This window comes from Streptomyces sp. NPDC008092, assembly GCF_042957285.1.
Taxonomy (GTDB): domain Bacteria; phylum Actinomycetota; class Actinomycetes; order Streptomycetales; family Streptomycetaceae; genus Streptomyces.
The window spans coordinates 98,482-111,741 of record NZ_JBIBHY010000022.1 but is presented as its reverse complement, the minus strand read 5'-3'; the positions used below and the strand labels follow the sequence as shown (position 1 = coordinate 111,741).

10 protein-coding genes, 1 tRNA gene and 1 pseudogene are annotated in these 13,260 nt (G+C 71.0%); 4 read left to right on the top strand and 8 right to left on the bottom strand.

Annotation, left to right across the window (positions count from 1 at the left end):
* Window positions 1-37: 37 nt before the first annotated feature.
* Window positions 38-1,168: a dihydrofolate reductase family protein gene (locus tag ACFZB3_RS45610; protein WP_391388863.1), complete on the bottom strand. Its 1,131-nt coding sequence runs from the start codon at window positions 1,166-1,168 to the stop codon at window positions 38-40.
* Between the two features lie 142 nt (window positions 1,169-1,310).
* Here ACFZB3_RS45610 and ACFZB3_RS45605 point away from each other — a divergent pair, with 142 nt between their 5' ends.
* The 3 genes from ACFZB3_RS45605 (at window position 1,311) to ACFZB3_RS45595 (ending at window position 3,333) form a co-directional block, all read left to right on the top strand.
* The gene (locus ACFZB3_RS45605; protein WP_391388860.1) at window positions 1,311-1,838 is read left to right on the top strand and encodes a MarR family transcriptional regulator; all 528 of its coding nucleotides are present in this window, start codon (window positions 1,311-1,313) and stop codon (window positions 1,836-1,838) included.
* A 189-nt stretch (window positions 1,839-2,027) separates the two neighbouring features.
* A complete protein-coding gene (gene ribA / locus ACFZB3_RS45600) occupies window positions 2,028-2,669 on the top strand; it encodes a GTP cyclohydrolase II RibA (protein ID WP_391388857.1) in 642 nt (213 codons plus the stop codon).
* 76 nt (window positions 2,670-2,745) lie between these two features.
* A complete protein-coding gene (locus tag ACFZB3_RS45595; protein ID WP_391388854.1) occupies window positions 2,746-3,333 on the top strand; it encodes a class I SAM-dependent methyltransferase in 588 nt (195 codons plus the stop codon).
* A 9-nt stretch (window positions 3,334-3,342) separates the two neighbouring features.
* Here ACFZB3_RS45595 and ACFZB3_RS45590 read toward each other — a convergent pair whose 3' ends face one another.
* Complete coding sequence (locus ACFZB3_RS45590) at window positions 3,343-6,186, bottom strand: PKD domain-containing protein (protein WP_391388851.1); 2,844 nt, start codon at window positions 6,184-6,186, stop codon at window positions 3,343-3,345.
* 340 nt (window positions 6,187-6,526) lie between these two features.
* Here ACFZB3_RS45590 and ACFZB3_RS45585 point away from each other — a divergent pair, with 340 nt between their 5' ends.
* Window positions 6,527-7,135: a hypothetical protein gene (locus ACFZB3_RS45585; RefSeq protein ID WP_391388848.1), complete on the top strand. Its 609-nt coding sequence runs from the start codon at window positions 6,527-6,529 to the stop codon at window positions 7,133-7,135.
* A 316-nt stretch (window positions 7,136-7,451) separates the two neighbouring features.
* On the opposite strand, the gene ACFZB3_RS45580 is transcribed toward ACFZB3_RS45585, so the two are convergent.
* The 6 genes and pseudogenes from ACFZB3_RS45580 to ACFZB3_RS45555 all read right to left on the bottom strand — a co-directional run bounded on the left by ACFZB3_RS45580 (window position 7,452) and on the right by ACFZB3_RS45555 (window position 13,212).
* Window positions 7,452-7,748, bottom strand: a complete 297-nt coding sequence (locus tag ACFZB3_RS45580; RefSeq protein WP_391388845.1) for a helix-turn-helix domain-containing protein — start codon at window positions 7,746-7,748, stop codon at window positions 7,452-7,454.
* A gap of 27 nt (window positions 7,749-7,775) precedes the next feature.
* Window positions 7,776-8,090 (bottom strand): annotated as a pseudogene (locus ACFZB3_RS45575) (DUF6879 family protein); the annotation flags it as partial.
* Between the two features lie 45 nt (window positions 8,091-8,135).
* Complete coding sequence (locus tag ACFZB3_RS45570) at window positions 8,136-9,779, bottom strand: FAD-dependent oxidoreductase (RefSeq protein WP_391388842.1); 1,644 nt, start codon at window positions 9,777-9,779, stop codon at window positions 8,136-8,138.
* Window positions 9,780-10,137: 358 nt separating this feature from the next.
* Entirely contained in the window at window positions 10,138-11,184 is a 1,047-nt protein-coding gene (locus tag ACFZB3_RS45565) for a lytic polysaccharide monooxygenase (RefSeq protein ID WP_391388839.1), read from the bottom strand.
* A 307-nt stretch (window positions 11,185-11,491) separates the two neighbouring features.
* Window positions 11,492-11,564: transfer RNA gene (locus ACFZB3_RS45560), tRNA-Lys, on the bottom strand.
* 109 nt (window positions 11,565-11,673) lie between these two features.
* On the bottom strand, window positions 11,674-13,212 hold the full coding sequence (locus ACFZB3_RS45555) for an amino acid permease (RefSeq protein ID WP_391388836.1): 1,539 nt from the start codon (window positions 13,210-13,212) through the stop codon (window positions 11,674-11,676).
* Window positions 13,213-13,260: the final 48 nt, after the last annotated feature.

The window sequence follows — 13,260 nt, the reverse complement described above, 5'->3', positions numbered from 1 at the left end:
CCCTGCGCCCCTCCGCCCGGCCCCTCCGCCCCTCCCCTCAGCCGAGGAGATGCCCGTTCGGCGCCTTCGCCAGGCCCTCGTACTCCCCCAGCACCAGTACCTCCACCCCCGCCTCCCGCAGCATCCCCGTCCCGTCGGCCGCCGCCACGAACGTGTCCGGCTCGCGCCACGCCGTCACCACCCGTCGTACCCCCGCCCGGAGGATCAGCTCGGCGCAGGGGTGCGGGCGGGAGGCGCGGTGGGTGCAGGGTTCGAGGCTGGTGTAGACGGTGGCCGTGGCCAGCCGGGGGTCGTCCGCGGGGATCTTGGCCAGGGCCGCCTCCTCCGCGTGGACCACGGGGTCGCCGGCCTCCCGGGAGTGGCCGCGGGCCAGTTCCGTGCCGTCGGCCGCCACGACCACCGCGCCCACGCTGAACGCGGTCCGGGAGGGCGGGCACTCGGCCGCCAGCTCGCAGGCGAGCCGCAGCCAGTGCCGGTCCGCGGCGGCCGCCGCCCCGCCCGCGCCGGGGGCCGTGGGCTCGTAGCGCATGAGGACGACGTCCTCGATCCGCCGGGTGTCCAGGAGCCGCAGCCGCCCGGCCTGGTACCCGCCGGGCCCGAACAGCCGCGGTGCCTTCGGGTCGCCGACGAAGAGGGGGGCGAGGACCAGCTGGAGCTCGTCGGCCAGGCCCTCCTGGAGGAGCTGGGTGTGGACGGTGCCGCCGCCCTCGACCATCAGCCGCCGTACGCCCCGTACGTCGTACAGGTGCTCCAGGAGCAGCCGCCAGTCGAGGTCGGCGCCGAGGGAGACGACGTCGGCGGCGATCCCGAGGGCACGGGCCCGCCGCTCGCCCTCGTCCGTCGTGTACACGGTCTTCGCGCCGCCGGTGTGCCAGAACTTCGCGTCCGGGTCGAGGTCGCCGGTCGCGGTGACCGTGACCTTGAGGGGGTACTCGGGCAGGCCGGCGGCGGTCCGGGCCGCGCGCCGCTCCGGGGAGTTGACCAGGAGCCGCGGGTTGTCCGCGCGGATGGTGCCGGCGCCGATCAGGATGGCGTCGACGGAGGCCCGTACCTCGTCGACGCGGTCGAAGTCGGCAGGGGAGGAGAGCAGCAGCCGGTCGGGGCCGGTGTCGTCGAGGAAGCCGTCGAGGGAGACGGCGGCGGACAGCAGGACGTAGGGGTACGGCATCGGACGCGCTCACTCTCGGCGGGCGGGCGGGCTGACCGGCCGACCGGCTGTATCACCGTACGGGCGTACGGCTGACGGGGTCGGCCCGACTGCTCTGACACGGACGCTTGGTTAAAGTTTGAAACAAACCTACACTGGTGCCATGACGACTCGCTGGCTCACTCCGAAGGAGCAGCGCGCCTGGCGCGCCTACATGGCGGCGACGCACCTCCTGGAGGACGCGATCGACCGGCAGCTCCAGCAGGACGCCGGCATGCCCCATCTGTACTACGGCATCCTCGCCAACCTCTCCGAGGCGCCGGACCGCAAGCTGCGCATGACCGATCTCGCCGAGAAGTCGAAGATCACCCGGAGCAGGCTGACGTACGCCGTGACCCGGCTGGAGAAGGACGGGCTGATCCGGCGCGAGGACTGCCAGTGGGACAAGCGGAGCAGCTTCGCGATCCTGACGGACGAGGGCATGGCGGTGCTGGAGCGCACGGCGCCGGGCCACGTGGAGACGGTGCGGGCGGCGGTCTTCGACCATCTCTCCGCCGAGCAGGTGGAGCAGCTGGAGGAGATCAGCTCGGTGATCGCGCGGGCGCTGGAGGGCGACGAGTCGGCCCCCCTCCCGGCGACGGACAAGCTGCCGTGGCGACGCCGGTCGTCGTCGCCCTGTTCCGGATCCTGAACCCGGCTCACACACCCGGCTCACGCCCCTCGGCTCGCACACGCGGCTCGCGCACCCGGATCGTGCGCTCGATTTCGCGAAACCGTACGGAAATCTGTTGCTTCAAATTTAAAGCATGGGGTAGGGTTCCAGCCGTGGATCTGCTTCAAATCTGAAGCAGGCACCCGCGACGCCCCACTGGAGACCCCGATGACCGACTTCCCCGCCGCCACCCAGCGCGCCCGTGTCCGGGTCCCGCTGCGCTTCAACGACGGTTACAGCGTCAACACCGAGCTCGTCACGTTCCATGGCCTGACCGACGGACAGGAGCACCTCGCCGTCGTCATCGGCGAGCCCGCCCCCGGTGCCCTCCCGCTGGTGCGCCTGCACTCCGAGTGCCTGACCGGCGACGTCTTCGGTTCGGCCCGCTGCGACTGCGGACCCCAGCTGCGCGAGGCCGTCGAGCGCATCGCCGAGCGCGGCGGTGTCCTGCTCTACCTGCGCCAGGAGGGCCGCGGCATCGGCCTCTACAACAAGCTCGACGCCTACGCCCTCCAGGACCAGGGCCTCGACACCTACGAGGCGAACGCCGCCCTCGGCCTCCCCGAGGACGCCCGCGACTACACCGCCGCCGCCCAGATGCTGGCCGCCCTCGGCGTCACCGACCTGGACCTGCTCTCCAACAACCCCGACAAGGCCGAGCAGTTGCGCGGCCTCGGCGTCACCGTCCGCGACCGCGTCCCGACCGGCGTCTTCAGCACCGCCCACAACGTCCGCTACCTGCGCGCGAAGGTCCTGCACACCCAGCACACGCTGCCGCTGGCCGAGCTGACGGAGCTCAACGCGGGCTGAGCCCCCGCCTTTTCCGATGTACGGCGCCCCGCCGGACGTGCTAGCAACAGCAGGCACACCGACGAGGGGAGCCTCCGTGGACGACCAGCTGGCGCGTGTTCTCGACGACCTCTACCAGGAGGGGCGGGCGCACGACGGCCCGCTGGCCGACCGGCTGCTGCGACTGCGCAACATGACCCCGGACGCGGCCCGGCTGATCTCGACGCTGATCCGGGCCCGGCGCGCCACGTCCGTCCTGGAGATCGGCACCTCCAACGGCTACTCGGCGATCTGGTTCGCCGACGCCCTCCGCGACACCGGCGGCCGCCTGACGACGGTGGACATCGACGCCGGCCGCGTCACCGCGGCGCTGGCCAACCTGGAGAAGGCGGGAGTCCGGGAGTACGCGGACGTCCGCCACGGCGACGGCGCCGAGACCCTGGCCGGCACCCCGGACGCATCCGTCGACCTGGTCGTGCTCGACGCCGAGCGGCCCGCGTACGTCGACTACTGGCCGCACCTGCGGCGCGTCCTGAAGCCGTACGGCATCCTGGCCGTCGACAACGCGGTGAGCCACCGGGACCAGGTGGCCGCGTTCCACGGACTGCTCGCCTCCCAGGGGGAGTTCGCCGTCGCCCTGCACGAGGTGGGCGACGGGGTGCTGACCGGGGTGCGGGTGCGCTGAGCACCGCGGTCAGCCGAAGTACCCCTCCAGGTCGGCCAGGACGTCCACCGAGCCGTACGCGTTGTGGAGGTGGATGGTGCCGTCGCTCGCGACCGGGATCACGGCCAGGACCGGACGGGTCTGGCCCGCGGTGAGGTTGTCGTCGGAGACGTTGGGCAGGCTGCCGTCGCCGTAGGCCGTCAGGTGGGTGGCGGCCGTCGGGCTGACGCCGGTGAGGTCGACCAGCACCGCGGAGGCTCCGGCCGGGACCCCGTGGACGCCCGCGACCTTGACGGTGAGGGTGCCGTTCGCGCCCAGTGCCCTGCGGGGCGCGCCCAGCCCGGCGCGGGTGTCGAGGAAACGGGCGGGCGTGGTCGCCACGTACGGCGCGCCGACGCGGGCGCCCGGGTCGGCGCCTGAGTTGGCGTAGTCGTCGGTGTACACGCCCTGGAGGTCGGCGATCAGCTGGACGTGCCCGGCGCTGTTGTAGATGTGGAACAGGCCGCCGTACGCGCAGGGCACGGCCAGGTTGGAGACGGTCTGCCCGGCCCGGTAGGCGAGGGTGGACGTGGTCGGCGGGGTGGGGCCGTCGCAGCCGACGGTGATGTAGCCGCTGCCGGTGGCCCCGGTCACCGTCACGTCGAGGACGGCGGCGACGGTCGCGCCGCCCCGGGTGTACTTCGGCAGGGTGACCGTCGTGGTGCTGCGGGGCCCGACCGCGCCCTTGCGCGCACCGGTGCCGGAGCGGGTGTCCAGCACCCGGGTCGGCGCCACCACGGCGAGGCCGGACATGTCCTGGGTCTCCTTGATGACCTTGGTGGTGTAGTAGCCCTCCAGGTCGGCGACGAGGTTCACCTTGCCGTGCGCGTTGTAGAGATCGACGTAGCCGTCGGTGCCCACCTTGACGGTGACCAGGTTCGGGTTGCTCTGTCCGGCCCGGAAGTCGAGGTTCGGGGTGGCCGGGCGGGTGGTGCCGTCCGGGTAGACCGTCACGTAGCCGGCGGCGGTGGCATCCGTGTCGGCCACGTTCAGCGTCACCGCGGTGACCCCGGACGCCGGGACGCCGCCCACGCCGAGGACCTTCAGCCGGACCACGCCGCCGGCGCCCACCGTCCGCTTGGGCGCGCCCGTCCCGTTCCGGGTGTCCAGCAGGCGCCTGGGGCCCGCGCCGACGAAGGCCGCGCCGACCGTCGTCCTGGCGGTCTTGGTGAGGGTCCGCCCACCGGCGTCGGTGATCGTCTGCGTGACGGTGTAGGTGCCGGGGGCCGGGAAGGTGTGCTTCAGCGTGCCGCTGGGGGCGGCGGCGGAGACGGCCTTCGAACCGTCGCCGAAGGTGATCCGGTCCCCCGTGATCGCGTACGGGTCGAAGTCGATGTCGTACTCGCAGCCGGCCGTGTCCGGCGCCGAGGGGGTGGTCCCGCAGCCGAGCATCGCGGCGAGGTCCGGTACCGGTGCGACCGTGTGCCAGACGTCGGCGCCGCCGATCCGGGTGCCGTCGGCCCTGTCCACCAGCACGACGACCTGGACGCCGCTGCCCGTGGTGGCCGCGGTGTAGGTGTGGGCGGCCGATCCGGTGGTGGAGGTGACGGTCGTACCGTCCCCGAAGTCGAAGGTGTACGTCAGCCCGTCCAGCGAGTCCGACCACGGGTTGCTGATCCGTGCGGCGGCGGTGTCCGGAATGCCGACGTACCCGGAGCCCATGACGACCCCGCTCACGGTGAGCGGGTCCTGGAACTCCACGGCTCCCCGGTCGACGTGGCCGGTGCCCGCGCCGGTGTCCGGGACCAGGGGGTCGTCGACCCGGGCGTGGCCGTTGATGTCCGTGGGCTGCTCGCCGGGCGCGTCGGAGTCGCCCGAGTCGACGAGCGGTGAGTGTTCGGCGGGCTGCCCGAGTACGGGGATCGTCAGGTCCGTCTGGTCCAGGTCGTGATCGCCCTGCCCGGTGCCCGCCCGGAACGCCTGCGCGGTGGCGTACGCGGTGCCGGCCCAGTCGTAGTCCGTGCCGGCCGGCAACGGGTTGACCGCGTTGTAGTCCGCGGTGACCTGCGGGGCCGACGTGGCGTCCACCGTGATCTCGGCCGGGGTACCGGTGCCGGAGCACGACGTCGTACCGCCGCTCTGGGCGACGACGTTCTCCACCGAGCCCGAAGTACCGTCGGTCAGGCTGATCGCGTCGCCGCAGATCGTGTTGAAGGTGTCGCCCGCGAGGTCGATGCCGGTGGTGCCCACGGCCGAGACACCCTGGTCGAAGAAGTCGTCGTCGGCGAGGGTGATGTTCCGTGCCCCGGCAGCACTGCTGAAGCCCCGCCCGGACGCCTGGGAGACGCGGACGCGGATGAGCGAGACGTCGGAGGAAGTCCCGTCGACCGCGACCACCGAGGTGGCGCCGGTGAGGGTGCTCTCCGCGTAGGTGTCGCGATAGGTGATGTGCTGCGAGCCGGTGACGGCCAGGGCGGTGGTCCTGGCCCCTGCGACCCGGACCGCGGCCATGTCGACGTACTGGGCACCGTCGAAGGTGACCGCCGCGACGCCCTTGCCCCCGACGTTGACGGGCGAGCCGTCCCCGGCCACGGCGAGGAACCTGATCGGCGCGTCCGCGGTGCCCCTGGACCGGATGGTCACCGGCGCGTACCTCGCCCCGTTTCCCGCGATCCGGACGGTGTCCCCGGGAGCCGCGGCGTCCGCGGCCGGCTGGATCTGGCAGAAGGGCTCCGCCGCCGAACCGGGACCGGTGTCGCTGCAGCCCGCGGCCGCGTCGTCGACGTACAGCGCCGGACCGGCGACGGGGTCCGCCTGGGCGGCGCCCGACCCGAGGCAGCCGACGAGCAGAACCGCGAGGCCCGCGGACGCCACCAGCGGATGTCTGCGTCCCATGAACGCGTGTTCTCCCCCCGGCCGCCGAAGGCACCGGCGTTCGGCGCGCGCGACCCGTGCAATCCAGTCATGTGTTCGCTGGAACTGAGGGGAGATTAGGCCACGTTGGCGACGACGGATGCCGGCGGGACGGCGCCGGTTCACCACCGCCTCGAAAGTTTGCACCGGCTTTGATCAATGCAGGGGCCACACGAACCGCCGCATCACCAGGCGTTGACCGTTCCGCACCGGGCGGCTCCGTACCCCCGTTCCGGTGAACCTCGCCGGGCGACGGCAACCGCACCCCCGCCCGTACAAGTCACACACTTCACATCCAGTGGCAAGACGCCCAGGGGGACCCATGAACGACCAGCAGCCCTACCCGCCCCGGCAGCCCGGCTGGGGCGGCCCTCAACAGCCCTACGGCGTCCCGCCGTTCCAGCCGCAGCCGCCGCGGAAGAAGCCCGGCGCGGGCAAGATCGTGGGCCTGGGCTGTCTCGGACTGATCGGCGTGTTCGTGGCGATCGTCGCGGTCGGCGCGGCGATCGGCGGCTCCGGCAGCAAGGACTCCAACGGCTCCGACGGCTCGAACCGCTCCGGCGGCATCAAGGCCGCCGCGGCGCCGACAGCCACGAAGGCAGCCTCCGGCGCGGACCGGACCGGCGCCGCGAAGACCGCCGTCTTCAAGGTCTGGGGCTCCGCCCCGGCCGGCGCCCTCGGCGGCCTCGACATCACCTACGGCTCCGACACCGACACCCGCAAGGGCACCTTCGAGAACGGCAGGTTCGAGGCGACGCTGCCGCTGAAGGGCGACGCGATGTACTTCCACGTGATGGCACAGCTGCAGGGATCCGGGGACATCAACTGCTCGGTCACCACCGACGGCAAGACGAAGAAGGCGCACGCCTCGGGCGGCTACAACATCTGCGACGCCCAGCTGAACAGCGACTTCACGGGCGGCTGGCGGTAGCGGTAGCGGTGACGGCAGGCCGGGAAAATACTCGGTCCCGGTCCCGGTCCCGATCCCGGTCTCGGCCTCGGTCTCGGTCTCGGTCTGGCCTGGCCTGGCCTCGCCGGTCAGGACGGCGGGCAGCGTCTGAGGGCGTACCCCCGACCACCACCGGTAGGCCGTGTGGGACTCGAACCCACAACCAATGGATCAAAAGTCCTGGCTGGATCTTGCCGGGTGGTTCCGGGCGCTGCTTCGGTTTCCGGATCCGCCTGGTCAGAACAGGTACCGCGTGACCTTCGGTCCGGTCCCTCACAGCCGGTGCCATCTCGTCCGCTCACGCATCGCTCACGCAAAAGGGTCGGCTGAACAGCACTTCCGGCGTCATCGGCGCCACCTGTTGAAGGCGGATGCGCTCTGCCGCACTCTCCGCGCCGCACACGGAACACCAATCGCGAAGGTCGTGCTCCGAGGGCGCACGGGCGCCGCTTTCGAAGCGCGAAGCCTTCGACTCGTGCCGGCCCAGGCTCTGGGCCAACGCTCGCTTGGTGAGTCCGGCCGCCTTGCGGATCTCGGCCGGACGCTGTCCGAGTGCCTTGCGGGCTTCCTGGACGCTCGAAGACGGCGATGTCATGTCGGTGCGACGGTGCTGTTCGGGCTGTCAGACCGGCTCGAACGCCGCGTGGGGCGTTGCACGCTGCCACCCGGCCTCGAAGGCCGCCTCGCAGAGCTTCGCCACCTCGGGATCTTCCGTGAGCTCGACCTCCATGTTCTCGCCCTCGCCGTCGAAGTGGTTGACGAGCACGAGGTGGGAGTCGAACAGCCAGAAGTCGTCGCCCGGAAGCGCGATGCCGGTCGCGTTGCGCCGTGACAGCCACCGCACGCCTTCGCCGGCCGCGATGTTCAGCCCGTCCGTCACGTCGTACTCGAAGCGGATGTACTCACTGACCGGTGTCGAGATGACCTGTACTGCCCTGGGGCCGGATCCGCCGCGGATCCGGCCCCAGGGCACGTGTGGTGGTCAGAGTCCCTGGGTGAGGAACGCGGCGTCCGGGACCTGGACGGTTTCGGGGGCGGTGCGTGGGAGGAGGCCGAGGATCTGGGCGACGACGTACTGCGCCGACATCATGGCTCCTTCCTGCCAGCCGGGAAGCGGGGATGCCTGGTCGCCGACGACGTAGAAGCGTCCGTCGCCCTCGGGTTCGAGGAGCTGTTTGTAGGCGACCCGGTGGCCCTCGTCGGAGGGGTCCCAGTCGGCCCAGCCGCCGAGTTGGTGGGGCACCTTGTGCCAGGCGATGGTGACGCCCAGCTCATCGGGCACGGTGGTCCTCTCCAGGAACTCCTGGTGCAGTTGTGCCGCGCCGTCCCGGGCCAGGCTCAGCCGGTCGGCCGGCGCGAGTTTGCCCATCTTCTCGGCGTGTTCGCCGAAGTTGTAGGCACCGGTGAGGGTGCCCGTCCTGGAGAAGTAGTCGTTGGAGGGGTACCAGAACTGGGTGATGGGGTGGTCGGTCCAGCTGATGCCGCCGTAGATCTGGTGGTGGTCGTCCTCCCAGAACCTGCGGTTGGCCTGCCAGCCGACCTTGCACGTCGGGGCGTACTCCACCGCCCCTACGGCGTTCTCGAACGCCTGGGAGAAGCCGGTGAGCGTGAGCTGCTGCAGTACCGGGAACGGGATGTTGCTCACGCAGTAGTCCGCCGTCGCCGTCAGCTCCCGTCCGCCGGCACGGTAGGTGACGGTGACCCCTTCACCCGTGAGGTCGACCGAGAGAGCCTCCGCCTCAAGTTCGACGGTCACCTCGTACTTGGAGGTGATCCGTTCGGTGAGGGCGTGGACGATCTTGTCCATGCCGCCGACCGGCTGGAACATCGTGGCCTGCCAGAGGTAGTCCACCGGCTGGTAGAAGCGGTGCTTCCAGAACTCCGAGGCGACCAGATCGGTCAGGCTCAGCGGGTCTGCGGGCTGGGGGAATTCGTGGACGTCGAGCGGCTCGGCATAGCCGGCGCGGGTGGAACCGTGGTACTCGCCCTCCTCGTCCAGGTCGCCGAACTTGCGCAGCAGGTCCCGCAGCAGTCCGGTGTACTCGTCGTTCCCGGTCAGGGTGGCGGACAGGAGCGCGGCGAGGTGGCCTCGGGTGTCGTTGGCGATCCGCCGGTTGCGCCAGGGCCGGCCGGGCGGGGTGTGTCCCGCACGGTGCAGGACGTTCGCCGTCGTCTCCATGATGTACGGCTCCAGAGACACCCCGAGGTCGGCGCAGTACTTGAGGACCCGCCGGTGGTGGTACGGGATGCGGCCGGGGCCGAGGTTGAGGTACAGGCCCTTGTCGAAGGCACAGGTGTGGGTCAGCACCGGGCGGTCGCCCTCGCCGTCGAGTTCGTACAGCTTGTCGCCCTTACGGGCGGTGCGGTTGCGGCCGCCGGTGCGGGGCTGGGGCTCCAGGACCGTGCACCGGTAGCCGAGCCTGCCCAGTTCGTAGGCGGCGGTGAGTCCGCCGACGCCCGCACCGAGGATCAGTACCGACGGCTCCTCGCCGGCCGCCGGGCGTGGTGCGGCGGCGAAGTCGGGCACGGTGCCTTCGCCGGAGCTCAGCGGTCCGGCGAGGCCGGACATGGCGCGGCGGAGCGACTGTGCGGATGCGGACGGGGTGGCGGACTTGCCTGTACTCATGGCTGACCTCTCGGGTCGGACGGGATGGTGCAGCTCGCGGCTCGCCCGGCGCCGACAGCCTGCGTCGCCCGAGCGCGGCGGCCTGGTGCGGCCGTGGGACAGCCCCGGCGGGACATGCGTGCGCGCAGACCCCTGAGCGGGCCGTGCGAGCTGCGGGTACGGCGTGCTGAACGGGATTTCCCGGGGCCTGGAGGGGGACGGCGTTCGTCCGTAGGCGTGCACGGAACGGACGTTGACGCCCGGCCGGCGTACACCCGCACCTGACGCCCGACGGACCGCCTTCAGGGGGCTTCCCCGCGGCCGATCGAAGCGGCCGCCGCGCGGGCGGGAACGGCCGCGGACGGCCGGGGGGGATGTGTCAGCGGAACTCGACGTCGGAGACGCTGACGAAGAACTCGCCCTTGGACTCGTGGCCGGCGTCGCCGCCGCCCCAGATGTTGACGATGGCGTGCCGTCCCCGCCGGGACGCCAGTGCCTCGGTCGTGTACTGCAGCTCCGGATCGGCGTGCGTGCCGCTGCCGTGGTACTCGACCATGAAGGGCGTCGGCTCCAGTACGTCCCAGGAGATCCCCTGCGCCGGGTCCCAGCCCTCTGCGGTGATGAACCACTGGTGCGTCCACTTCGGGCCCATGTGGTTCTGCCGGTAGTTGTAGGTGAAGGTGTGCCGGCCGTCGACGGCCTCCAGCGTGCTGATCGGCCAGTCGCCCAGGCCGTCCCCGCCGGCCAGATCCAGGCCCTTGAAGGCGGGATTCGCAGCCGACGCCACGTCGGCGCCCTGGAAGAACTTGCGGTACTCCAGGTACCCGCGGGCCTCGTTCCATGGCGGGTTGCCAACCGTGCCGGGAGGCACCACTTCCTGCCAGGTGGTCGAGGTGTTCAGCTCGCGCGCCTTCCGGCAGATCGGCGCGGGGTCCTCGTCCCGGATCGCCCGGATCGCCCGGCTGACCGGGAACTCCAGACTCCCGTGCCGCTCCCGGCCGCCCTCCGCGCGCTCCTCGGTGCGGGCGGGGATGTGCACGCTGTAGGGCGTGGAGGTGGACGTGTCGACGGTGAGTTCGTCCGTGAACGGCCCCCACGAGCCGTCCGCGTGCCGGGCCCGGATCTTCACCCGTACCTCGCGGGCAGGGGCCTCCCCCAGGCACACCCAGTGCCGGTTCGCCGACTGCCAATGGGGATACCAGGTCACCCAGTACAGATCCACCGTCTGCGCCAGCCGCCCGTCCAGCCACACCTCGTAGTGGTGCGGATAGTCCGGATGTCCGTTGTTCCAGTCGGGCGGCTCCGTCATGCCCTGGTCGGGACCGTTCGCACCGATCCGCCAGGTCAGTGAGATGCCTTCCAGCCTGACGTCACCATCGTCACGGTAGGTCGCCTCCGCGCGCAGGTCCTGCGGGTGTGGCTGCATCTGGGTGCTCCTTGAGTCGCACGGAATGGGCGGTCCGGCGCGACGTCGGCGCACCGGACCACCCCAAATGTCACCACTCACCGTATTCGGGCATATGCATACCGCAAGTGCGGCAATTCGACGGCGCACGTAGCCGCGACCGGGCGTGTACGAGAGGCGTGCGGCCTTCGGCCCAGGATCCACAGCGACCGGGCGGTGCGTTCTGGCTGTTCTCCCGGGCCGGCAGCGGGCGGGCACACGGCCCCGAAGGCGCCCGGGAACGACTTCGCCCCCAGCTCGAAGTACCTCTGAGCTGGGGGCGATCCGGTAGGCCGTGTGGGACTCGAACCCACAACCAATGGATTAAAAGTCCACTGCTCTGCCAATTGAGCTAACGGCCCAGGCGATGTTGCCTCCCCGAGCATAGCCGGAGGGAGGCGTCTCGCCGATCGGGTATCGGGGTCATGGCCGCGTCGCGTGACAGAAGTGGGACGGACGGGGTCCGGTGGGTCAGCGATCGACCAGTTCGGCGGAGTCCTCCGCATGCGCTCTGCCGGGGTTGAGGAACCAGTGGCGGGCCGAGACCTGCCACCAGATCGCGGCGAAGCCGAGGACGGCCAGGACGGCGACCGGGGCGTAGTTGAAGGACTTCCAGGTGACCGGGGAGACCTGCGGGAGCATGAAGAGGACGGTGATGATCACGACCCACGTCACCGAGATCACGCCGATGACGATCGACCAGCGGCCCAGGTGCCAGGGACCCCGCTCGAAGGCGTCGCCCTTCCGTACCCGCAGCAGCGTCGGGATCACGTACGCCACGTACAGGCCGATCACCGCGATCGAGGTCACGGCGGCGTAGGCCGTGTAGTTGATCAGGTAGGGCAGGCCCAGGGCGAGGGCGGAGAGCGCCGCCAGCCAGACGGCCGCCACGGGGGTGCGGGTGCGGGGGCTGACCGTGTGCCAGACGCGGGAGAAGGGCAGCGCGCCGTCGCGGGAGAAGGCGTAGATCATGCGGCTGTTGGCCGTCACCGAGGCCATGCCGCAGAAGAGCTGGGCGCCGATGACGACGAGGAGGAGAAGCTTGCCGGAGGTGGCGCCGAGCGCGTCCAGGAGGATCTGGGCCGGGGGCGCGCCGGTCGGGGACGCCAACTCCTTGTCGTACGACTGGATCGCGAACGTGAAGCCGAGCAGGAGGACGAAGCCGGCTATCCACGAGGTCCAGATCGAGCGGACGATGCCCTTCGGGCCGGCCGTGGACGCGTCGTGGGTCTCCTCGGTCATGTGGGCCGAGGCGTCGTAGCCCGTGAAGGTGTACTGGGCCATCAGGAGGCCGAGGAGGACCACGTACGGGCCGCTGCTCCAGCCCGTCCCGTTCACGAACTTCGTGAAGACGAAGGACGCCGACTGGTGGTGGTCGGGGACGAAGGTCAGCGCGCCGACGATGACCGCGACCCCCAGCACGTGCCACCACACGCTGACGCTGTTCAGGAAGGCGACTATGCGGACGCCGAAGGTGTTGAGGAGGCCGTGCAGGACGAGGATCCCCGCGAAGAGGAGGATCGTCCGGCCCGGGGTGACCTTGAAGTCGAACTGCAGGTTCAGGTACGCGCCGAGGAAGGACGCGGCGCCGAAGTCGATGCCCGCCGTCACCGCCACCTGGCCGAGCACGTTGAACCAGCCCGTGAACCAGGCCCAGGCGGCCGCGCTGCGGGGCGGGGCCAGACGGTGGGCCCAGAAGTAGAGGCCCGCCGAGGTGGGATAGGCGGAGCAGATTTCGGCCATCGAGAGGCCTACGAAGAGGGTCATCAGGCCTACGGCCACCCAGCCCCAGGTGATCACGGCCGGGCCGCCGGTGACCATGCCGAAGAGGTAGAGGGTGAGACAGCCGGAGAGGACCGAGATGATCGTGAAGGAGACCGCGTAGTTCGAGAAGGCCGACATACGGCGGGCCAGGACCTGGGTGTAGCCGAGCTGGGCGAGCCGCTCCTCGTCGGAGAGCGCGCCGGGGGCTGCGCCTGAGGGCGACTTGGCTGTCGCGTCATCTGTCATGCCCCCAGCGATTCCCTCACTGGGGGCGTGACATGCGTCACAGCGTGG

Excerpts from the sequence above, each read along its gene's own strand:
- ACFZB3_RS45610 (WP_391388863.1), bottom strand. The coding sequence starts at position 1,168 with ATGCCGTACCCCTACGTCCTGCTGTCCGCCGCCGTCTCCCTCGACGGC.
- ACFZB3_RS45605 (WP_391388860.1), top strand. The coding sequence starts at position 1,311 with ATGACGACTCGCTGGCTCACTCCGAAGGAGCAGCGCGCCTGGCGCGCC.
- ribA (WP_391388857.1), top strand. The coding sequence starts at position 2,028 with ATGACCGACTTCCCCGCCGCCACCCAGCGCGCCCGTGTCCGGGTCCCG.
- ACFZB3_RS45590 (WP_391388851.1), bottom strand. The coding sequence starts at position 6,186 with ATGGGACGCAGACATCCGCTGGTGGCGTCCGCGGGCCTCGCGGTTCTG.
- ACFZB3_RS45585 (WP_391388848.1), top strand. The coding sequence starts at position 6,527 with ATGAACGACCAGCAGCCCTACCCGCCCCGGCAGCCCGGCTGGGGCGGC.
- ACFZB3_RS45580 (WP_391388845.1), bottom strand. The coding sequence starts at position 7,748 with ATGACATCGCCGTCTTCGAGCGTCCAGGAAGCCCGCAAGGCACTCGGA.
- ACFZB3_RS45570 (WP_391388842.1), bottom strand. The coding sequence starts at position 9,779 with ATGAGTACAGGCAAGTCCGCCACCCCGTCCGCATCCGCACAGTCGCTC.
- ACFZB3_RS45565 (WP_391388839.1), bottom strand. The coding sequence starts at position 11,184 with ATGCAGCCACACCCGCAGGACCTGCGCGCGGAGGCGACCTACCGTGAC.
- ACFZB3_RS45555 (WP_391388836.1), bottom strand. The coding sequence starts at position 13,212 with ATGACAGATGACGCGACAGCCAAGTCGCCCTCAGGCGCAGCCCCCGGC.